Annotated in this window: 20 protein-coding genes; all 20 read right to left on the bottom strand. The window is 46.2% G+C overall.

What is annotated here, in order from left to right; all coding sequences use genetic code 11:
• Nucleotides 1-112 precede the first annotated feature (112 nt).
• Nucleotides 113-913, bottom strand: a complete 801-nt coding sequence (locus DT065_RS13320) for an alpha/beta hydrolase (protein ID WP_114374206.1) — start codon at nucleotides 911-913, stop codon at nucleotides 113-115.
• Nucleotides 910-1239 carry a hypothetical protein gene (locus tag DT065_RS13315; RefSeq protein WP_114374204.1) on the bottom strand — a complete coding sequence of 110 codons (330 nt, stop codon included), beginning with the start codon at nucleotides 1237-1239 and terminating at the stop codon, nucleotides 910-912. Before DT065_RS13315 ends, DT065_RS13320 begins: the two co-directional genes overlap by 4 nt.
• A 75-nt stretch (nucleotides 1240-1314) precedes the next feature.
• Nucleotides 1315-1923 (bottom strand): class D sortase, LPxTATN-specific, encoded by a 609-nt coding sequence (srtD, locus tag DT065_RS13310; protein WP_114374202.1) that lies wholly within the window; start codon nucleotides 1921-1923, stop codon nucleotides 1315-1317.
• 12 nt (nucleotides 1924-1935) lie between these two features.
• Entirely contained in the window at nucleotides 1936-6033 is a 4098-nt protein-coding gene (locus DT065_RS13305; protein WP_114374200.1) for an immunoglobulin-like domain-containing protein, read from the bottom strand.
• A gap of 205 nt (nucleotides 6034-6238) precedes the next feature.
• Nucleotides 6239-6850 carry a DUF6801 domain-containing protein gene (locus DT065_RS13300; protein ID WP_114374198.1) on the bottom strand — a complete coding sequence of 204 codons (612 nt, stop codon included), beginning with the start codon at nucleotides 6848-6850 and terminating at the stop codon, nucleotides 6239-6241.
• A gap of 528 nt (nucleotides 6851-7378) precedes the next feature.
• Complete coding sequence (locus tag DT065_RS13295; RefSeq protein ID WP_114374196.1) at nucleotides 7379-7672, bottom strand: hypothetical protein; 294 nt, start codon at nucleotides 7670-7672, stop codon at nucleotides 7379-7381.
• Between the two features lie 403 nt (nucleotides 7673-8075).
• A complete protein-coding gene (locus tag DT065_RS13290; protein WP_114374194.1) occupies nucleotides 8076-8456 on the bottom strand; it encodes a retropepsin-like aspartic protease in 381 nt (126 codons plus the stop codon).
• Nucleotides 8440-8700, bottom strand: coding sequence for a hypothetical protein (locus tag DT065_RS13285; RefSeq protein ID WP_114374192.1), 261 nt, complete (start codon nucleotides 8698-8700; stop codon nucleotides 8440-8442). Before DT065_RS13285 ends, DT065_RS13290 begins: the two co-directional genes overlap by 17 nt.
• Before the next feature lie 623 nt (nucleotides 8701-9323).
• Nucleotides 9324-11567 carry a hypothetical protein gene (locus DT065_RS13280; protein ID WP_114374190.1) on the bottom strand — a complete coding sequence of 748 codons (2244 nt, stop codon included), beginning with the start codon at nucleotides 11565-11567 and terminating at the stop codon, nucleotides 9324-9326.
• 53 nt (nucleotides 11568-11620) lie between these two features.
• The gene (locus DT065_RS13275; RefSeq protein WP_418314667.1) at nucleotides 11621-12058 is read right to left on the bottom strand and encodes a DUF6114 domain-containing protein; all 438 of its coding nucleotides are present in this window, start codon (nucleotides 12056-12058) and stop codon (nucleotides 11621-11623) included.
• Nucleotides 12059-12172: 114 nt separating this feature from the next.
• Complete coding sequence (locus DT065_RS13270; RefSeq protein WP_114374188.1) at nucleotides 12173-12769, bottom strand: DUF6230 family protein; 597 nt, start codon at nucleotides 12767-12769, stop codon at nucleotides 12173-12175.
• Nucleotides 12770-12808: 39 nt separating this feature from the next.
• A complete protein-coding gene (locus DT065_RS13265; RefSeq protein ID WP_193550767.1) occupies nucleotides 12809-13672 on the bottom strand; it encodes a DUF6230 family protein in 864 nt (287 codons plus the stop codon).
• Between the two features lie 171 nt (nucleotides 13673-13843).
• Complete coding sequence (locus DT065_RS13260; RefSeq protein ID WP_114374186.1) at nucleotides 13844-14161, bottom strand: hypothetical protein; 318 nt, start codon at nucleotides 14159-14161, stop codon at nucleotides 13844-13846.
• Nucleotides 14162-14186: 25 nt separating this feature from the next.
• Nucleotides 14187-15956: an AarF/UbiB family protein gene (locus DT065_RS13255; protein WP_114374184.1), complete on the bottom strand. Its 1770-nt coding sequence runs from the start codon at nucleotides 15954-15956 to the stop codon at nucleotides 14187-14189.
• A gap of 200 nt (nucleotides 15957-16156) precedes the next feature.
• Entirely contained in the window at nucleotides 16157-17914 is a 1758-nt protein-coding gene (locus tag DT065_RS13250; protein ID WP_114374182.1) for an ABC1 kinase family protein, read from the bottom strand.
• Between the two features lie 21 nt (nucleotides 17915-17935).
• Nucleotides 17936-19777 (bottom strand): AMP-dependent synthetase/ligase, encoded by a 1842-nt coding sequence (locus DT065_RS13245; RefSeq protein WP_114374180.1) that lies wholly within the window; start codon nucleotides 19775-19777, stop codon nucleotides 17936-17938.
• A gap of 55 nt (nucleotides 19778-19832) precedes the next feature.
• A complete protein-coding gene (locus DT065_RS13240; RefSeq protein ID WP_114374178.1) occupies nucleotides 19833-20267 on the bottom strand; it encodes a hypothetical protein in 435 nt (144 codons plus the stop codon).
• Between the two features lie 17 nt (nucleotides 20268-20284).
• Nucleotides 20285-21187, bottom strand: coding sequence for a R2-like ligand-binding oxidase (locus tag DT065_RS13235; RefSeq protein WP_114374176.1), 903 nt, complete (start codon nucleotides 21185-21187; stop codon nucleotides 20285-20287).
• Between the two features lie 89 nt (nucleotides 21188-21276).
• Nucleotides 21277-21615 (bottom strand): SCP2 sterol-binding domain-containing protein, encoded by a 339-nt coding sequence (locus DT065_RS13230; protein WP_114374174.1) that lies wholly within the window; start codon nucleotides 21613-21615, stop codon nucleotides 21277-21279.
• Between the two features lie 18 nt (nucleotides 21616-21633).
• Nucleotides 21634-22776, bottom strand: coding sequence for a thiolase family protein (locus DT065_RS13225; protein ID WP_114374172.1), 1143 nt, complete (start codon nucleotides 22774-22776; stop codon nucleotides 21634-21636).
• Nucleotides 22777-22927 lie beyond the last annotated feature (151 nt).

Here is a 22927-nt window from a genome sequence, read left to right as displayed (position 1 = left end):
TTAGAATGAACACGCGATCTGAATACGGCATAAGGAAAAATAATTACACTAACAAGTTGCTAAAATGGGATTATAGGGGGTAAAACAACCCCGTCATTTGTAGGGGGGTCGCTTAAGCACCCTTGTCTGCACGGGAACCCCGCAACGCTACGGATGCCGCTTTCGCAACCGATGAACGAACGACGAGTCCAAGATGATCGCAGTCCGGGAAATCACCGAGATGCTCCGCTCCATCAATCACCGCGGAATCATACGGAACGAGTCCGTCATTCGCTGTTCGCTTAATGAGGCGCAAGGTCAGCCAGCCAAAATAAACCTCGCCCAACGTGCCCCAATTATTCCGTAGCTTCCCTTTGGCGTTTCCGCGAATCGTATAGATTTTTCCTTCGTTAAAAAGGGGAGCGCCGGCGACCGGATATCGCGCATTGAATGTTTTCAACCATTTCGGATTGGTGTTGGCAAACGCTTTTCGCGCTCTTAAAATAAATCCAAGCCCTCTATAATAGTCGGCCAAAGGGCTGCCGTGATGCGGCGTGCCCAATGTTACGAGATTCGCGACCGTATGGGGCTGATGATAAATATATTGGCGTGCGACCAGGCCGCCCATGCTGTGACCGATGACATTGAATGTTTTGCCCAGACCATAATCGCTTTGGAGGATTTGAATCTTTCCTTCCATCTCTTTCGTTTGATCATCCAGCGACTTCGTGCCTGCCGACCCGTTATTACGACCGATCATATAAATGACCTTCCCATTGTAGACGTTTTCCTTCACCTCATTGTAGGCATTCGTATAAATGACATACACATGCCCGGATCCCCAAACATCGGTAAGCGTTTCTAAAAAAGCATCACTCCAGCGATGACGATTGACCAACCCGTGGATGAGCACAACATCTTGAACGCCGGTCATTTACTCATCGCTTCTTTTTTCAATTCTTCGATCAGCTGAGAGACATCCGGTTGTTGTTGAGCGCTTAAATATTCCTCCCAGCGATCTTTCAGGTCAAATCTCATTTTCAAAAGCCACATGGCGATCGGTTTCGTGGAATGGTCATTCATGAACACTTCGATGAACGCATCCTTCGGTTCTTCTTTTCTTCCCGGGATTCCATGGTCTTTTCCATTCTTCAGATGCTCATTCAAGATTCGGTCAATGTCCGGGTTGCCGGGCCCTCCACTTTGTCGATAAAAATAATTAATCCGTTCCTGCATGCTCATTTTCTCGGTTTCACTCATGTTTCATCCCCTCCCATGATGGTAAAAAGCAAACACACCACAAACCGCGTGGCATGTGATGTGTCTGCTTACTTTTTAGAACTCTTCTAAAAGATCGCCCTGATTGACGAGTTCCGCCTGAATGATATACCGTTCGGGCGCATCCCCGATATACTCAAACGGATAACATGTCGTAAGCGTAAGTGTCGGGTCGTCTTTTTCGACGATCACGGACCGGTCGTCTTTATCCGTAATCCAAGTTTCGTTGATCTCGTATTCGTAATCAACCCCTTCGTAGGTGACATAGAGGGAATCACCCTCATTTAAATCACCGACGGGACTGAATACGGTATCCCGGTGGCCGGATAATACCGTGTGACCCCCTCCCGCGGGGGTCGTCGTCCATTCGCTATCATACATGCCGACGCCCCCGGAAAGGGTATCTTCATCTTGACCCCAATACGTTTCATACGCTTTATTTAACTCAGGAATCACGAGCTTGGCAACGCCTTCACCGATTTCGTATTCTTGGGTTGTCTGATTTTCGTCGTCTTCGTCCGGTTCAAGGGCATCAGCCTCGTCGGCCGCCTTGACCACATCTCCTTCGAAATCCTCGATCGACTGCATCCCAACCCAGCGTTCGTAACCAAACCAGGACACAATCGCCAACCCAAAAATGATAAAAACGATGCCTATCTTTCTCATGATACGACCACCCTATGTGAGTGCTAATTTACGTCTGAACAGAAGCGCTCCGCCGCCAATGGCAAGCAATGAACCGATCAGAATCATAAGTGGTGTGCTACCAGCCGTGTCCGGCAGTGCACCGCCTTCTTCTTCATCGGTGGAATCGCTTCCATTTTCACCGTTACCTTTGTCTTCCTTAGGTCCGTGGGGTTGACCTTTTTCTTCTTCAGCAGCAGATTCATCATCTGGTATTGTGAAGATATGCTCCCATTCTCCAGCCTCATTCTCATACAGTTTACCGGTTTCGGTGTCCAAGTACAAGTCACCTTCTTCACCGAGTTCGGCACTCGGTTCGCCTTCACCGGTGTAGAACATGGTTCCGTCTTCTCCATCTTCACCCGGCGGGCCTGGTTCACCATCATCACCTTGAAGAATACCGAGTGATGTCCAACCATCATCTTCGTCATACACATACAGTTCCATATTGTCTGTATTTAGATAATGATCACCGACGTCACCGAAATCATCTTCCGGTGCTCCAACATCGGAGAAGAAGTTAACTCCAGCGGGATCTTCAGGATCTTCTGGTGGATCTTCATCACCGGGTTCAACAACGTCGGCGATAAGCTCCCAACCGTCCGCTGTTTTTTCGTAAACTTCATTGCCCAGAGTGTCAAAATACAAATTATTCTCTTGGCCGAGTTCGGCAGCCGGCGCTCCTTCGTCTGTGAACATACTACCGTCCTCAACCGTTGGTACATTTCCTTCGAAAGTACCGAGTGTTCCCCAATCGTCAGCATCTTGTTTCACGAAAAGCTCCATAGATTCCGTGTCCAGATAATGATCGCCGACTTCACCGAGGTCACCGGCAGGCACTCCCATTCCAGAAAGGAAATTGCCTTCGGCGGGATCTTCTTCATCTGGCTCGGAAACAACTACCGTACGTGTAGCTGGATCTATATCCTCATTAACTTCAACAAAATAATGAAGCTCGTACGTACCCGCTGCAGTAGTGTCTACTTCGCCTTCTACACTGACCTCGACTTCATCAGTGATGTTGTTTCCTTCTTCATCTACAACCGTGAAGCCGGGATCTTCAAAGTCGTCACCAACTTCGAGCTCCATTTCTTCATTGCCATCAAGATTGATCGATCCGGCAGGGGCTTCCGGCGGATCTTCTTCATCTGGCTCGGAAACGACTACCGTACGCGTTGCTGGATCTATATCCTCATTAACTTCAACAAAATAATGAAGCTCGTACGTACCCGCTGCAGTAGTGTCTACTTCGCCTTCTACACTGACCTCGACTTCATCAGTGATGTTGTTTCCTTCTTCATCTACAACCGTGAAGCCGGGATCTTCAAAGTCGTCACCAACTTCGAGCTCCATTTCTTCATTGCCATCAAGATTGATCGATCCGGCAGGGGCTTCCGGCGGATCTTCTTCATCTGGCTCGGAAACGACTACCGTACGCGTTGCTGGATCTATATCCTCATTATCTTCAACAAAATAATGAAGCTCGTACGTGCCCGCTGCAGTAGTGTCTACTTCTCCTTCTACACTGACCTCAACTTCATCAGTGATATTGTTTCCTTCTTCATCTACAACTGTGAAACCGGGATCTTCAAAGTCGTCGCCAACTTCGAGTTCCATCTCTTCATTGCCGTCCAGTTCGATCGATCCGACAGGGGCTTCCGGTGGATCTTCTTCATCTGGCTCGGCAACGGTTACCGTACGCGTAGCTGGATCTATATCCTCATTATCTTCAACAAAATAATGAAGCTCGTACGTGCCCGCTGCAGTAGTGTCTACTTCTCCTTCTACACTGACCTCAACTTCATCAGTGATATTGTTTCCTTCTTCATCTACAACTGTGAAACCGGGATCTTCAAAGTCGTCGCCAACTTCGAGTTCCATCTCTTCATTGCCGTCCAGTTCGATCGATCCGACAGGGGCTTCCGGTGGATCTTCTTCATCTGGCTCGGCAACGTTTACCGTACGCGTAGCTGGATCTATATCCTCATTATCTTCAACAAAATAATGAAGCTCGTACGTGCCCGCTGCAGTAGTGTCTACTTCACCTTCTACACTGACCTCGACTTCATCAGTGATGTTGTTTCCTTCTTCATCTACAACCGTGAAACCGGGATCTTCAAAGTCGTCACCAACTTCGAGGCCCATCTCTTCACTACCGTCCAACTCGATTGACTCGACAAGATCTTCCGGCGGATCTTCTTCATCTGGCTCGACAACGGTTATCGTACGCGTTGCTGGATCTATATCCTCATTATCTTCAACGAAGTAATTAAGCTCGTACGTACCCGCTGTAGTCGTATCTACTTCTCCTTCTACACTGACCTCGACTTCATCAGTGATGTTGCTTCCTTCTTCATCTACAACCGTGAAACCGGGATCTTCGAAGTCGTCACCAACTTCGAGCTCCATCTCTTCACTACCGTCCAATTCGATTGACCCGACAAGATCTTCCGGCGGATCTTCTTCATCTGGCTCGACAACGGTTACCGTACGCGTTGCTGGATCTATACCCTCATTATCTTCAACGAAGTAATTAAGCTCGTACGTGCCCGCTATAGTCGTGTCTACTTCACCTTCTACACTGACCTCGACTTCATCAGTGATGTTGCTTCCTTCTTCATCTACAACCGTGAAACCGGGATCTTCGAAGTCGTCACCAACTTCGAGCTCCATCTCTTCACTACCGTCCAACTCGACTGACCCGACAAGATCTTCCGGCGGATCTTCTTCATCTGGCTCGGCAACAGTTACCGTACGCGTAGCTGGATCTATATCCTCATTATCTTCAACAAAATAATGAAGCTCGTTCGTACCCGCTACAGTAGTGTCTACTTCGCCTTCTACACTGACCTCGACTTCATCAGTGATGTTGTTTCCTTCTTCATCTACAACCGTGAAACCGGGATCTTCGAAGTCGTCACCAACTTCGAGCTCCATCTCTTCATTGCCGTCCAGTTCGATCGATCCGACAAGAACTTCCGGCGGATCCTCACCATCCTCCTCAATCGGAATGATAGTCAGTGTAGCATCTTCCTCATCTGCAGGTGTACAACTCGCTTCCATTACGGCATCCGGATTATTAGTAGGTGCCAACTCCACATAAATATCACCCGCACTAAAGACCATTTCCCCTTCTTGACCTGCCTCGAAAGGTCCGGCTTCTAAGCCGGCATCTGCTTGATCCTCAGGGACAATTAATTGAAGCGGGCCTTCTTCCGGTACAGGCGTCTCCGGAATGGTAATCGCCGGGTCCGCCACGTTCACCGTATCACCCAAATTTTCAGCATGGACATAGAACTGTGATGCTTCCCCTTCAATATAGTCCGCTTGCAGTACAGTGTTTATTGTTGATACCACATCTCCCGGTATCCAAGCTTCCAAGTACGAGTTAATCGCAGAAGATTCTTCCCCCGGTGCTACCGTTTCAGGAGCTGTTGCATAAATCGTGGTATCCATGTCAAAGTCCAGGTCGATAATCGAAACCTGTACGTTACATTCATACTGTATATCTTCTTCAATATTTTGTACGTCGCTCTGATCTTCTTCGATCGGAATCATGGCGATCATAGAATCTTCTTCCTCAAGGCTACATTGATAGTTTGCCGTCATATTTCCAGCTGCTATTTCCACGACAGCAGTCATTTCCAGATCATCTGCTTTTATGATCACTTCTCCGCTTTCACCTGCTACAATTGGCCCCAAGTCTCCCTCAGCTGGAAAGGAAAACTCAAACGGTGGTTCACCGGAAAGATCTAGATCTAGATCTTCAAAACTTGCCTCAATAATTGAATCTTCATTCTCCGCACTGACACTAAAATTTGCTTCTGTCAGTGTAAAACCACCTTGAGATACATCCATAGTAAACGACGTATTCGATAAATTAAAATCCTCGCCGGGCTCTACTGACTCGGGTACGTCTGTTTCATATGTCACCGTTACTGGAACGTCATCAAAAAAATCGCCCCATTCACCAGTTGCTTCGCATAAATAATCGAAATCTCTCTCTACACCTTTAGTTTCGGCTACATTGCTGATACTTGAAATAAAGATAAGCGGAAAAAGAAACATAAAAAGGAAAGCTTTTTTTCGCATACGGTAAGTGTTAAACCCCCTTATTTTAAAAATTGGCACCTTAAATTTGAATATTTATTTGTCGAATATCGTAGATAAGCAGTAGTTTTTACCTAAAAAAGATTGTTGTGCTTTAATTACATCGTTCAGAGAACCATAACATTGATTGCTATGGCTCCCTGATAAAATGCTGGATTCCACAACGTTTCATCGTAAAATCTACTGATCAATCAGCAACGATTGGGATACTCGTTAACGTTAGATCTTGATCTTCTTGAGGCTCACATTCCGCACTTATGCTAATGATACTGCCTCCAGCCTCTTCGATCGTTGCATTGATATCCCCTGCACTAAAGACCACTTCTCCTTCTTCTCCAGCTGTGAAAGGTCCTGCCTCTACACCTTCCCCTTCAGGAACAGTAAATTCAAGATCTCCGGAGTCAGGGACAGGTGTTACTGGAATACCAAGCGGTGGATCAGCTACATTTTGTGTGTCATCCTCATTTTCGGCATGAACTTCAAAAAGGTCTACCTCGCCTGAAATCTCGTCCCAACCTAGAAGGCCGTACAAAGTACTAATTGTTTCTTCCGGTATAGCGACCGAAGCTGAGGAGTTTTCCAAAATGAACTCTTCACCTGGTGCTACTTCTGTTGGTACGGTTGATTGTATAGTCGTAGGCATGACAAATTCCATATCAGGGAAAATCGGAATAGCTATCTGACAATCATAAAAAACCTCTGCCTTTACTTCATTAGATTCTGCACTGACATACTGCTGGCCGGTAAATACAAAGACTAAGGGAATCATGAGCATGAGCTTAGTTAATTTCTTCAGCATTCAAATTCCTCCCTAAATTTTTGTTAAATTAGTCTTGTGATCCCAACATGTACCAAATCTTCTAATCGTACGTCAGCCTGTCTGTTCTTGCCACTTCCTTCAGTAGATTCTAATCCTACCACCCCCTTAATAGACACACTAGACAAACCATTCAAAAATTTTCATCTATTAATCCTTACCCATTAGTCTAATAGTTTTAGAGTCATGAGACCACCCTACAAATGTCGGGTTTTTATAATTTTTCTAACCTTATAATAATACATTTATTCGAAAATGCTTATTTTACGTCAAATTGTAGTAACTAAATTTGTAGTGAGTAGGAGAAATAGTGTATTAAGGGTATCTGAATATAGCACGATGGAGCTTCTTTCATTGGTTTATATTAATGCATGGAGCGACACACTATATTCATGAAACGTCGCTACTGTATCATTTCATATAAAAGAAGACCCACATGCTTTTCATTTGCTGGCACATGGGTTTTTGCTATATGTCTATCTTTAATTCACCGGGAACTTCAGCTCAGTGCTAGTTTTCTTCTAAACAGAATGCCCCACCGCCAATGACCATCAATGAACCGATTAGAATAATAAGTGGTGTGCTACCATCCGTATCCGGCAGTGAACCGCCTTCTTCATAACTGCTTACTCCATTGTCACCATTCTCGCTTCCGTTGTCACCGTTATCATCTGAGCCATTTCCATTTTCCGGTGTGTCCAGGAGGGCCTTGTGGTCCGTTAAGTTAACCGATATGTTCCCATTCACCGTCTTCTTTCTGATGAAGATCTCCGGATTCAGTGTCCAGATAAAGTTCGCCTTCACCGGTGAACCACATGTTACCGTCTTCAGCCGACGGGCCTAAATTTTACGATGAATCCACTTACAAATCTCAATTATCTCGTTGATTGAAGTATGTATCATTTATCTATTTAGGCGCTTAAGAACTCCCTTCAAATGTGGGGTTTTTAAAATTATGAATTCACAAATGCTACATTAGTAGGGGGGGTTATTATTGACACCAAGTTTTATACACACAAAAACAAACGCACATACTTAAAAACAAGGGAACGGGAAATACTCACCCGCCAATTTATAAGGCATGTGCATTGTTGTTTAAATAAACGTTTAATTAAGCGACCATTTCCCTTGTCATAATGGTGGTGTATACCTCGCTGTCGTTTTCAGAGATAATCCAATTCAGTTATTTCAGCATCTACTTTAACGACTAACTGCTCCTTTCCATTTCAAGATGCATTAAGTCTATCGTAAATCCTGCCTGCATTAACAAATCTAACCCGAGTAATCCGTTAATGTCATCATACCCAAAGTCATTGAAATCTATTTCAACTTTTTCAACTTCGAAATCACTAACTTGGATTTGGTCTATTTGTTTCCTAAATGCATACTCTTTTCCGCCAACGCCAAAATAAGTAACGATACGGTCTTGCAAATCAACATGTAAACCGATATCCTCAACTATATCTTGGGAAATAAGTGTTCTAGCTGCCCCTGTATCTACCACCATATTTTGTATAACTTTACTTTTCCCGTTAAACGTTAATGTAATATCAACCAAAAGTAATCCATATCTATGCTTGATTTTCATAATAGCGGAATCTCCTTAATCCGACATCTTGACGGACTTCAAGCACAATGTTTTCATTAGCTGTATGATATACTAACTTGTCACCTTTTGAATTTAATAATTCCTTTGTTGCGCTTTTCTCGGACACAGGTTTTATAACCGCCATATCTTCAATGAGTTCCTGACTATTCTCAATGCGAGACGATAATACTTTTAATTTAACAAATTGATTTGGGTATAATTCTCTGACCTCTGACCATTTCATCCTTTCACCGTCCCTTCTTTGATACTCTTATTATAGCACCTTTTAAAAATTCATGTATATTTTGATGGTGCGTTGCTGTATAAATGCCTTCCCATCAATGAAAAATATTTGCTAACCCAAAAAAGTAGGAAACTAAGCAGCAAACACGATTTTCAAAGAGAGATAAAGATTGATATCCCAATGATTAGGCCCTTGTTAATCAACTATATTTATAGTACTAGCTTGGCGGCTTAACCGATAGTGCTCGTGAAAACGGATAACCGATGAAGGCGTCACGAAAGCATCGAGGAATAATTTTCCCTAAAATGATGAACTTGAAGGGGTATACTATATCGAAGGGATAGATGTGCCCATCCAGCTTCTTATCCAAGATAGTCCTCAATTTAACCGTATGTATAAGCTTTTCTGATGATCGCTCTAGGACTTCATAAGTATACTTGTTCGAACTTCGGCAGGATAATCCGGTACTTGTACAACTTATTCTGGTACTTTTTGAAGATAATCTTGCACTTTCGCAACTTATTCTGGCACTTTCCATGGATTGGTTTAGTGAGCCTAATAAAACCCGACCCGAACGATTTCTGTTTCAAATCGCCGGGTCGGAAGCATTTTATGTCGGGTACCTATTCAAACCAATCTGTGATGTCGTCTTTGACACTTTGAATCTCTTCCATAAATTCGTTGGTTCTTGTAAACGATAATTCACTGAGGTTATCTTGAACATCTTTCAAGTCATCTCTCAGTCCATCGGCTTCGGCGATAGTGCCTTTCAACCGCTCAAGATCCTCACTGTCTGCGCCAAGCTTTTCCTGCAAGTCTTCTGCCGTTGCGATTTCGTTTTGCAATTGGATGGCAGGATCAACCAAGGCATCCAATTGGTCGTACAGACGTTGCAAATGGTCCTCGAATTGTTCTGCCTTCTCGTCATCAAGAGTGTCCATTATCCAATACTGCTCAGAAAGCTCAGCGGACAAATCTTTCAATACATTGATTTCGGCATTTGCGTCATCTAAGATTGGCGCGATGATTTGCACTTGTTCATCACCATTCTGAATGGTTGCCTCAAACTGTTCCTCCATTTCCGCCCTTTCTTCATCAAACGATGCCGCCTCGCCTGTCTCCAAGCTTTCCATAATGGCATTAAGCTCTTCTTCGGAGATTTCACCGTCTAATTCCTGTACATTGGCTCGCAATGCTGCCAATTGTTGCTGAATGTCATCGTATTCGGTTTGCAAAGAATTTCTATAATCGTGGTTGTTCATCGTTTCCAACAGTTGCTCGAATTGTTCCCCCCATTGGGAAACATTGTCTTGCATGTTCACCCTGTATTCGTTCTGTTCGTCTTGCGGCAAGAAGTTGAGCTCATATTCTTCCGCGAGTTGTTCAGGAAGATAGACTTGCTCCGACAATTCGCTCAATCTTGAACCAACGGCATCCGTTTGCTCTTCATGTTGCCCTACCATAAGATCCGCATCATCAAGCGCATCTTCCATTTCTTCATCCATTTCCTCGCTTCGTTGTCCGATTTCCTCGGCCAATTCCATAGACATTCCCGACGCATCAAGGTCTTCGGTAGCTTCTTCCGTTAATTCCTGAAGCTCTTCAGAATGATCAAAGGATTCATTTTTCTCCATTTCATGGTTCACCCGGGACATCTGCTTTTCCACTGTCTTGCCCGGTTCGGCAACAGCCAAATGCTGAAGAACCGCTTCTACTTGATCATCGGAATAATCATCTGTTTCTTCCACTGCATCTGCTAATTCACCTGCATCCGCATGGAAACCTTCAAGTTCTTCCGTCAATTCGTGTCTTTGCTCGGTTAATCCATCAATGTTACCGCGGGTGTCTGACATCCGCTCTTGAAAGTCGGATATCTCGTCTTTCAATTCACTGATGTCTACATCCGGCATCTCTTCTTCATCAACCTCATCTGTGTCCAGCTCATCGAGATAAGCCTCGAATTCTTCTGGCTCGATCCCCCATTTTTCACTCCATGCTTCTTCTTCCTGTTCGATCGTTTCTTCATATGCACCAATTTGATTGGACACTTGCTTCAAGGTGTCATCAGCATTAGCAGTCAAGATACCTAGATCTGTTACGTTTTCATCCAACGTTTCATGTGCCCCGCTGATGTCACCTGCTAAATCAGAAAGCACATCCGGTTGTTCAACGACATCTTCTGCCTCGTCGATCCGTTGCTCAACAGCATTAACCTGCCCTTCATCCCCAATGGTTTGCTGCAAGCCTTGAGCGTCACCGATCATTTCATCAACCGTGTCCATTAGTTCATTGAGCGCGTTGATGTCCATGTCTTCGAGGTCGATGTCATCAACTTCCAAGTTCATCGCGTCAACATCTCCCGCGCCATTACATTCTCCCTCAAAACAGACCTCAACCGTCGCGTTAGGCAAGGAAATGTTTTCAACTGCCTGATAACTGAGGATCATGGCAACATCTTCAAAACAGGTCCAGTTAATTTGACTGGGGGTGCAAAGGCCTCCTACAGGGTCAAGTTCAACCACCTCTTCTACTTCCCCTTGCAAATATTCAACGGGCACCGTCTCTTCTGTATGGATTTTAACAATGAGCGTTCGGCCGTCAGCCGACTCTGACTCTTGTGTAATGGTCACTCCCGTTAGCTCCCCTTCATCCATATTTAGCTCCTCGTCCAAGAGTAGATCAAAGATATCCGTTTGCCCATCTACTCTATCTACCTCAACCAAAAACCCGCTATCGTCGTCTTCCCCATCCTCCTCTTCCGCCAAAGCGTTTTGCGAAACAGGTGAAGGGATGGAAAGGCCGATAATGAGGACGAAGACCATGCTGATGTTAAAGATGAATTTATGAAGTTTGCGATTATTTTTCATGTAAAATTCCCCTAAACCTGCTGATTTCAACAGCTATTTTGCGGTATATTCATTCAAGTAGATGATGCTGTAACCGTCCCTTCATCATCTTTCGCTCTCTTCGCTCGTTTCGTTTTCTTCCCACCGGACCGACCTTCATCAACGGTAACCTCTTCCATGCGCCAACCGACACAAAGGGCGCCCCCGATAATACCGGCGATCGTGCCGACGATAAAGCCGCCGAGCGCTCCCATAATGGAGAGAATCGAGAGAAAAATCGTAACGACACCGAAAACGGTGGAAAATTGAGGATAAATATAGGCGAGCGTACCCATGATCATGACGAGTCCGCCGAACAAAAAGCCGACAAATGCCAAGCTTCCGGGTGCAAAGGCAATCGCGTAAAGGTGGAGCGGAATGTATAAAATCATTAAACCGGCGAGCAACGTGAGCGTTGCTCCCCAGAAAGGCCTGCGGTTTCTCCAGCGTTTAAACCTGCCGGCATTTTCCATTTTCGCCTGTCGTTTCTCTAATTTTTCCTGAACTTTCTGCTCCCTTTTTTGCATTCGTTCTTCTTTGCTGCTCATCACAGGAGCCCCCTTTCCACTATCGTGGATGTCACTTTTTTAAACTCCGGGTTCCATCGTTTCCGGTTCATCGATATTTTCGACAGAAATCTCTGCTCCCTCAAGGCTAACGACGCTTTGGAACAGGTAATCGGTTACAATTTTAGCGTCCGTGATTGTTATGGTTTCCGCATTTTGTGTCCAGTTTTCCGTGAATTCATCGGTGTTGCTTTGTTCAATGGCCAAATCATTAAAGTCTAGATTGGCATCAATGAGACGAGCATCCTGAATCAGTCCGTCAATGGAAACGCTGGGTGATGTAATATTAATTCTGATCCAATTCTCTGTCCCCGGCATTCGTAAATCTTTATAGATGTGCAAATTTGTGATGTCAACGTTTCCGATTTCGTTACGAACCATGGGGGCCTCATCTGCCTCCCCGGTTTCGCCGATATGCGGGGCTAAATGAAAGTCTTCGCCTTGAAGTTCATCAAGTTCCACATAGAAGTCGCCCATACCGCCGAGCGGCATTGCAACCGCTGTCATATTCATACCAAACACAGCCACCATGGCGCCAAATGCCAAAAAACCGGCGGCTATTGCTGTCCAAAACCGCTTTTTCACCGTCCGTCCAACAGCTACTGTTTCTTCCTTCATTAATTCTCACCTCTTCAATACTAATGGTATTTTCATGCCTTACGCTGCAAAGATTCTTTTTCTGAACACGAATACAGTACCAATCGCCGCTGCAAATAATCCGATTAAAATCAGGACTACCGTGTCCCCCGCGGTTGACGGTAGTGCTCCTCCCGTGGAATCGCCATCACCACTGCTCCCCGGTCCCGCGGCCGCTGCTTGTGTTTCCCCGTCTCTGTCACTGTCGCTCGTGCCAGTGATACCGGACGTTGTTGACGCTGTGCCGGTATCATCACCTGTTTCAGGTGGGCTTCCGGCACCACCGCTGTCGGGCTCATCGATAAAGTCGATATAAATTTGCGCTCCTTGCAAGCTAACCATGTTCTGGAATAAGTAACTCGTGATTATTTCCCCATCTGTAATCGTGACTGTATCCGCTTCATGCGACCAATTTTCCCTAAACGCTTCTTCGGGTGACATGTCGGACGTGTTCGTTTGCGCGATGCCCATCTCCGTAAAGTTCAGATCGGCATCAATGAAACGGGCATCTTGGATCAACCCTTCTATCGTTGTAGGCTCTGAGGCGGTGATATTCACGCGAATCCAATCGCCGCCCGGCATTGGCAAATCTTTGTAAATATGCAAGCCATTAATGGTCGCCCTGTCAATCTCGTTTCTCACCAACGGGGCTTCGTCCTGGTCCCCTGTTTCACCGATGTTCGGATTAAGTGTAAACCCTTCGCCTTCCAATTCGTCAAAACTAACGTTAAAGTCCCCTATACCGCCAAGCGGCATGGCAAATGTAGTTCCACTCATCCCTAACGTAGCCACCATTCCCCCGAGTAGCAGGAAACCTGCGAAAAGGGCTGTGAAAACTCTTTTCTTCACGGTAAGCCCGATTGATGTCGTGTTGGTTTCTTCCAATTGCTTCCACCTCCCTTTACTCATGTCAGATTTATTTTAATATACACCCGATTGAAAACACATCCTGCAAATGTCGGGTTGTCTAAAAATAATGACTTCCGTAAATACTGCAATTATTCGAAGCTGCCAAGTATCGACAAAAAAGACTACGAGATTTTGTTGAGTGATCGGTTAGTTCATATTTTTCAGTTTTTTCCTCTCATGATCCGGCTGTTTTTTTGCATTTAAATAAGCTTCCCATTGATCTTTCATGGCAAAACGCATTTTCATGACCCCCATTAGGATTGATCGGGTGGAATGATCGCTAAGGAACACCTCTGTAAATGCGTCTTTCAGCTCTTCTTTCCGTCCCGTCACACCATGGTCTTTTCCATTTAACAAATGTTCTTTTAAAATTCGGTCGATTTCCGGATTGCCGGGACCACCGCTTTGCCTGTAAAAGTAATCAATGCGTTCTTGCATGCTCATGTTTTCCTTTTTTTCCGTCATTTTTCTTTTCTCTCCTTTCATTTTTTCATAGCAATGATCGGTGTTTTCGTGTCCGGATCAAGCGCCAAAGCATGAAAAGAACCAAAATAAAGGAAGTCACCAAACCAATATTCGCAATCGTGACCGCGCTCATGCCAAGGAATGTGCCTCCCGGTACGTTCGCGATAATGAAGCCACTCGCGACTACGATCGCAAACGTAATCAGCGCTAGCGAGAGCCGGTTCGCGATTTGGTTCAGTGTATTGCGCATGACGGTGTCCGGTTGAAGCTGCATGTTCATGCGAAATTTATTTTCCGCCAGATTTTCCATTACTTTTGTCGCGCGACGCGGAAATGTTGCCACCATTTTCGATGATTCAGCTACCAAACTCGCGTTCGAACGATAATTGAACCGGCTGCGGAGGATGTTTTTCAAAATCGGAATTTCATACGCTTCGACCACTTGACCGTAAGAAATTTCCGGTGCGATCCAACGGGCTGCACCTTCAGTGGCGGAGAAGCCTTTTGCCCAGAGCGCCAAACTGTTCGGAGCCTTGCAATAATTTTTAATCCCGATCGCCGTAGACTCCATGACGAGCCGACCGTAGTTATAACGATCGCTTCCCTGCGCAGAGTTGACGTAATGGAGTGCAAGGCTTTGGAGCTCATCTTTTAACTTAACCGGATCGGTATAAATCGTCGGTGTCATCAATTCCATAAACACTTCGGCGACGTCTTCGGCCTGGTTGGACTGTATATGCATGATCACCCTCATGAGTACGTGAGCGGAAACGCTGTCCATACGCCCCGTCATGCCCCAATCGATAATGATTGCTTTTTTTCGATGTTTGTCGATCATAATGTTCGACCCATGGGCATCGGCATGATAGTGCCCATCCATGAGTGTTTGCACATAAAGGTGAACGAGGTCGATCATAATTTTCGTGCGCTCTTCAAATGTCAAAAAGTCTACCGGAAAATCTTTAATCATCCAGCCATCAATGTATTCCATGGCGACGACATTTTTCGTCGCCTCGTACACCCCCGGGACATCTACGTATGACGTGGTGCTCCGATATTTCGTCATCTCCCTCATTTTTTGGGCCTCTTCCACCATGTCCAGTTCATCCATCGCGCTGCTGTAATAATCCTGGACCAATGACCCGATATCGACGGCAGCAGCCAATTCCGTAGGCAGACGATTTTGCAACAATCCGGTCATTCTTTTGATGACGGAAATGTCGGTTTGAAACAATTTTTCAACCGTCGGCCGCACGATTTTCAAGGCAACCGTCGTTCCGTCTTTTAGCCCGGCCTTATAGACTTGCGCCAGCGATGCAGATCCGAGGGGTTCTTCATCAATCCATTCAAACGCGGCCACACCTTCCGGAAGTTCTTCCTCAAGGATGCATTCCATATAGTCATAGCCGATCGGCGGCACTTGGTCCAATAATTTTTCCAGTTCCTGCGTAATGGGCGCCGGCAAAAGATCTTGGCGGGTGACCATAACCTGGCCAAGCTTAATGAATGTTGGCCCCAATTCTTCAAACGCTGTTCGCAATCGTGCACCAATTTGCTGAAGGTGTTGTTCTTCCTGGCGGCTTCGTTTCTGCTTGCCCATCAACTTCCAAAATATTGTGTCTTTGAGCAAAAACGTTAAGCCATGTTTGGCAAACACAGATACAATTTTCCTCCGCCTTTTCCCTTTTGTGATCTTTGCTTTTTCTGTTTCGATGTCTTGACGGATCGCCGCCACCCTTGCTTCTCGTTCTTTCTGGCTGTCTGCTTGTGCAGGTTGTTCTTTTACGATCCCCATTACCTCATTCCCCCTCCTTCCGTTTCAGCGAGGCGCCGTTAGGTTGCGCTCCACTTGGTAACGCTTTCACTTTTCCCATAGCCCCGCGGAACAGGACCATGGACTTATCCATTACATACAATGTACCAGTAAAACGTGTCGATGAATACCCGACATCTGACGTATCTATGTTATCGCCCCCCTCTACAAATGACGGGTCTTTATAGCAGGGACCGATGTTTTCGCGTGCGAGTGACTCGCCAGAACATAAAAATAATCAATACGACGGACGTTCCCAAGCCAACGTTTGCGACCGTCTCTGCTGATAATCCCAAAAATGTCCCTTCCTGCACACCGGTGATCATAAAGGCACTAAATATAATAAAGGCAACTGCAATGAATGCGAGCGCCAATCTGTTGGCGATTTGGTTGAGCATGTTGCGCATGACGGGGTCCGGCTGCAGTTGGTTGTTCACGCCAACTTTATTTTCTGCCAGATGTTCCATCAGCCGGTTCGCGCGACGCGGAAATGTAGCCATAAGTTTGGATGATTCCGCTATAAGACTTGCGTTCGCGCGATAGTTAAAGCGCTTGCCGAGCATGCTTTTCAAAATCGGAATTTCATAAGCTTCTACGACTTGTCCATACGAGATCTCCGGACAGATCCAGCGCGCAGCACCTTCCGTTGCGGAGAACCCTTTCGCCCAAAGCGCCAAGGCGTTCGGAACTTTGCAATAGTTCCGGATCCCGCTCCCCGTCGCCTCCATCACAAGCCGACCGTAATTGTAACGATCACTCCCTTGCGCCGTGTTCACATAATGGAGCGAGTTGCTTTGCAATTCATCTTTTAATTTAACCGGATCGGTATAAATGGTCGGCGTCATCAATTCCATAAAAACTTCCGCTACGTCTTCGGCCTGATTAGACTGAATATGCATGATCACCCTCATGAGCACATGAGCCATGACGCTGTCCATCCGCCCGGTCATGCCCCAATCGATGACGATTCCTTTTTTCCGATGCTTATCAATCATGATGTTCGATCCATGGGCATCCGCGTGGTAATGCCCATCCATCATTTGCTGAATATAAAGGTGGATGAGATCAATCATGATTTTTACCCGTTCTTCAAAGGTTAAAAAATCCACCGGAAAATCTTTGAGGAGCCAGCCGTCAATGTGTTCCATGACCAAGACATTTTTCGTCGCCTCGTAGACATCCGGATAATCCACATGTGAGGTGGTATCCCGATACGTAGCCATCTCCCTCATTTTTTGGGCTTCTTCCACCATGTCCAATTCGTCCATGGCACTGCTGTAATAATCGCTGACCAAGGCTCCCAAATCAAGCGCGGCAGACAGTTCGGGAGACAGGCGCTTTTGTAGCCGACCGGTCATCTTTTTAATCACGGTGATATCGGTTTGAAACAATTTTTCCACGGTCGGACGTACGATTTTCAAAGCCACCGTGGTCCCGTCGTGTAGCTCGGCCTTGTAAACTTGTGCCAACGATGCAGACCCGAGGGGAGCCTGATCGATCCATGCGAACCGATCCACACCTTCCGGAAATTCTTCTTCCACGATACATTGAATATAGTCGTAGCCGATCGGAGGAACCTTATCGAGCAATTGTTCCAGTTCCTGTGTGATTGGAGCCGGGAGAAGATCCTGCCGGGTGACCAAGACTTGGCCGAGTTTAATAAACGTCGGGCCGAGTTCCTCAAACGCGGTGCGCAAGCGCGCACCGATTTGTCTGAGGTGTTCGTCTTCTTGTTGACTGCGCTTTTGTTTACCGGCCATCTTCCAGATTAATGTGTCTTTAATCAGGTGCGTCAGGCCGTGCTTTGCAAATACGGAAAAGATTTTTCTGCGCCGTTTGCCGACGGTGATTTTCGCTTTTTCCTTTTCGATTTCAGTGCGGATGTTAGCGGTTTTTTCTTTTCTTTCTTCCTGTGATGTTTTTTCCGTTAAAACAGCCATGCTTCCCTCCACACGTTGTCCTTATCGCGCTTCCGCAGCTACTTCTTTCGCAGAGGTGGACGCTTCATCGTACGTTTCCGCAATAAGATCGCTATATTTCTCCTCGATATTTTTCATTCTCAGTGATAATTTCGGGGTTAATTCCCCGCTGTCGACGGTCCATTCATCGCCAATGACGACCACTTTCGACGGCGTTTCATAATCAGCGTATGATGCTGTTAGATGCGCAACTTCATCCTTCAGTAATTTTTGTACGTCGTCGCGTTCGCACAATTCGGCTCTCGATTCGGTTTGGATGCCTTGCTCTTTTGCCCACGGAAGTAAATTTTCCATATCCGGAGTCACGAGCGCGGATACATATTTACGGCCGTCTCCGATCACAGCGGCAAATTCGATATAACGGCTTTCATTGATCGCGCTTTCAATCGGTGCCGGGGCCACATTTTTCCCTGTGGATAACACGAGCACCCGTTTTTTGCGATCGACGATTTTCAAATAACCGTCTTCATCGAGCGATCCGATATCTCCGGTATAGAACCATCCGTCCACGATGTCTTTATCCGTTGCTTCCTGATTTTTATAATATCCCTGCATGACGTTGGGACCTTTGACGAGCACTTCTCCGTCGGACGCGATCCGCACTCGGCAACCCGGAATCGGTTTTCCCGTCGTCCCAACTTTGGCTCTCGTCATAGGGTTCGTCGTCACAACCGGAGATGTTTCGGTTAATCCATATCCTTCCAGTATTGGAACATTCAACGACCAGAAAAATTTGGCAATGTCGGGGTTCAGGCTTCCGCCTCCTACGACCATCCCACGCATTCTACCCCCGAGCCGGTCTTTAATTTTTTGATACACGAGACGGTCGGCACGAATCACTTGACTTTGGAGTTTTTTCGGCATTGGGTTAAGCACTAACTCATGCACGGGCGTACTTAAATAGTAATCATATCTTTCCTTTCCGACATCAATCGCCCAATTGAAAATTTTTCGTTTCATCGGCGAACCGTTTTCAATTTGATCGACCACTCTCGCGTACACTTTTTCAAACAGACGCGGCACACTCGTCATGATCGTCGGCTTTACTTCTTGCAAATTGTCCTGAATCGTATCGATGCTTTCGGCGTAAGCGATGGTCGTCCCCGCCATCAGGGGCATGAAGTGCCCTGCCATTCGCTCGAACACATGCGATAGCGGAAGGTAAGAGAGATGAACATCATCCGGCCTTAATTCGATCACCCAAAATTGAATCGCTTTCATTTGACTCAGAAAATTATCATGGCTAAGCATAACCCCTTTAGGCGATCCGGTCGTTCCTGACGTATGAATGATCGTCATTAACTGATCCCCATCAATCGCTCCCCACTGCTCTTCCCAATCTTTCAGGGGATGATTGGCGCCGTCTTCTTCCAAGGAAGTAAAAGAGGAAAGATTGTCCGTGGCTGTAAAATCGGAACCCGGCTTCATCACAATCGAGTGTTGGACTTCCGCTTCCCCATCTTTGACTTTTTGCAACTGTTCATCATCTTCCACGATGGCTATGGTGCAATCACCATTATCGAGAACATAGGAAACTTGATTGGATGGGATCGTAGGATAGACCGGAACACTCACCGCTCCCAAACTACCAATGGCAAAGTCGGAAATCGCCCACATCTCATTGCTCGATGCCAAAATGGCAACTTTGTCATCCGGCTTCACACCAAGGCGGTTCAGGCCGGCTGCAAGATTGCGGATCCTATCCCAAAACTCTTGAAACGTCATACTCGTATAGCTGCCGTCCTGCTTCCACATTAACGCGTCTTTTTCCGGATAACGTTCGACCGTTTGGCTTAGCATTTCCACTAAGTTATTTGGATCCATTGTAGCCCCCCTACACATTGCTGAACGATTTCTCTCCATCTCTATCTATTTATTATTATACAGATAAAAGTTCTTCCTTGCCTGTATTTTTCAAATAATCTCTATACATGGGATGGATTTGCTCAATTTGCGGCATCGCTTTCAGCACTTTAGCCAGTGGTCCTTCCGCCACGATCTGCTGTCTTGCTAACGTTTCCTGCAAATTCAGCTGCCCTAGCCAAAATTGATGGCCAATGTCAGCGCTTTGAGTGAATTTCAATGCCGCACGCGCGTCTGTTTCCCCGCAAATGACTTCCACCGGGGTGTTTTCCCCTTGTTGAAACGTGATTTTCCCATCCGGATTGCTGTATATAAACTGGCAGTACGCATCATAGCCATCATCCGGTTCAAGCGTTTCCATCATTTCTTTAACCGGCTCGCTGTCTTTTATTTCTTCAAAAAAATCGCCGATCAAATCATAGATTTCCTGTTCATTATTAAAAGCAGCCATTGGGTACACCCTCCTCATTAATTCGTTGCTGCTGCTTCAAGCGCAGCGCCACTTTCAAATTTTCGCGCCCGATCGATTTTGCTTTTTCTAATGCTGAATTGGTTACGGGCATATTCTTTCATCATGTTCGGGTCAATGCTCAACGTCATATTTGTCCAATCTTGCTCTTTGCTCTGTTCAAACAAGCCGGTTAAATAGTCAACAAATCCAAAAGCGTAAGGGGCCAATTCGTCCATATAATCATGAAACAATTTAAACAGATGGTCATTTCCGGCCACCAATCGTTGAATGGTAAAAATCCCAAATTGTAAATGGCGTCCTTCATCTCGGTTTAATAAATCGATGCCTTCCAAAATACCCGGCATCAACCCGGCTTCCTTAAACGTTTGCCGGAACGCGTGATACCCCGATTCCGCGAGCGTTCCTTCCACGATCATGTTATATACAGTAGCTGCCTTGATAACGGCTTCCGGGGAATCATCCGTTTTCAACCGATCCATCTTTTCCGGCAACTCTTCATAAAAAAGATATTTATAATTATCATCGTGGAAAGCATGCAGATCCATATCCGCGACGCCGACCGCCGTTTGCCAACGTGAAAACATTTCCGTATGTTTCGCTTCATCATGCAAGAAGGTTGTCATAAAGAGCGTGTCTTCCAGACGGCCCTGCCGTGCCATGACTTCGAGCATGGGCAAAATATCAAGGGTAACCGCTTCTTCACCGGCGGAAAAAGCACCGACGAGCGGAAGAGAAAACATCTTGTCATCGGCAGACATTTTTTGAAAATCTTTCTGATCTTGGCTGAAGTCAATGTTAGCGGGATCCCAATAGCCCTTTTTCGCCTTCTCATACAATCGATACATCGGTGCGTTCCAATTCAATGCGCTTTCGACGGTCTGAAACCTTTCATGAGCCATCTTTTTTCCCCTCCATATTTATTATTCTTATAGAATATGAAACGATTTTGTGGGACATGAGAGGGAAGCACTCAGTCTCCCTTTTTCTATTAAAAGTTGAATGAATTTAGAACAGTTTGTAGTTTCATCGCCATTCCCATATCGCCGTCTATCGTAAGCTGACCGCCCATAAAGGCTTCGGTCGGGTTGAGATTCCCCGCAACCATATCCTTATAGTCCTCCGCCGAAATTTCGAGGGTACAATCTGCTTCTTTTTCCTTCCCCTCAACCGCGCGGGCACCGTCACTTTCGATGATCATTTGATAGGTGCCGCCATCATCCCCGGTGAGATTGAACTGATACACCCCTTCGGCGTCTTCCGTTGCTGAGGGGTCCGATTTCAAAGCTGCGTCAATCATCTGAAAAACTTTTTCTGTACTTTGAGCCATTTGGATAGCCTCCTTCTTTTATAAACGTTCAATAATGGTAGCTGTCGCCATGCCAAAGCCGATACACATGACTTGCAAGCCATATTTTCCGTCGGTATCTTCCAAATAATGAAGCATTGTTGTCGTAAGTTTTGTGCCGCTCGCGCCAAGTGGGTGGCCAAGTGCAATCGCACCTCCGCGCGGATTCACTTTGCTCATATCCGGTTCAAACTCCCGCTCCCACGCTTTTACGACCGAGGCAAATGCTTCGTTGACTTCGATAGCGTCCATGTCGTCCAATGTCAGCCCGGCCCGCTTTAGAACTTTTCGGGTAGCGGGGATTATTCCCGTTAACATGATGACCGGATCCTCACCGACAACCGCGCGGGCAATCACACGGGCGCGAGGTTTCAAGCCGGTTTCCTCGGCTTTTTCCCGTGACATGAGTAGTACGCCTGATGCTCCGTCGCTCACCTGGCTGGCGTTGCCGGCGGTGATCACCCCGTCTTTCGGTTGAAAAGAAGGCGTGAGTCCCGCTAATTTTTCCATGGACGTATTCCGGCGGATGCCTTCATCCTGATCGAGGGTTTGCTTTCCGTCTTCGGTTTCCACTTCCATCGGGAGGATTTCTCGTCTGAATTCATCGTTATCGGTTGCTTTTGCTGCTCTTTGATGGCTTTCCAGCGAAAATTCATCCAATTCTTCGCGCTCTAGGTTCCATTTTTTCGCGATCATCTCGGCCGATAACCCTTGGGGAATAATGTTAAATCGCTTTGTTAAATCTTTACTGAATTTCCCCATGTCCGTGCCCATTTTTATGCCCGTCATGTTTTCGACGCCACTGGCAATAGCAATGTCCGCATCTCCGGCGATAATTTGTTGGGAAGCAGAGTTAAGGGATTGCTGACTGGAACCACACATGCGGTTTAATGAGTAGGCCGGTACTTCCACCGGAAAACCGGCAGCCAGTACGGCCTGGCGACCGATGTTGCCCCCTTGTTCTTTGATCATGGTGACACATCCGGTCGCCACATCCTCTACGTCCCCTGCTTCAATGTTGTTCCGGTCCACGAGTTCCCTGAGAACCGGAACAAGCATATCGACCGGGTGCATTTCCGACAACGATCCTTTTTTGCGCCCGACAGGCGTTCGCAAAGCATCGACGATTACTGCTTCTGTCATAAAGTTCCCTCCCTTTGAATGATGATTCGGCGATGGGTTCCATACCAATGCGTTAACGACCTAACGACTTCCTCAACCCCGTGTTAGGGCTTCAATATCCCACCTTAATGGGGTTCTCCCGTTTTTAGCAGCACAACGACAGGCGAAGACT

The sequence above is a fragment of the Salicibibacter kimchii genome, from assembly GCF_003336365.1.
Classification (GTDB): domain Bacteria; phylum Bacillota; class Bacilli; order Bacillales; family Marinococcaceae; genus Salicibibacter; species Salicibibacter kimchii.
The sequence above is the reverse complement of the archived record's forward strand: the minus strand, read 5'-3'. Positions and strand labels throughout refer to the sequence as shown.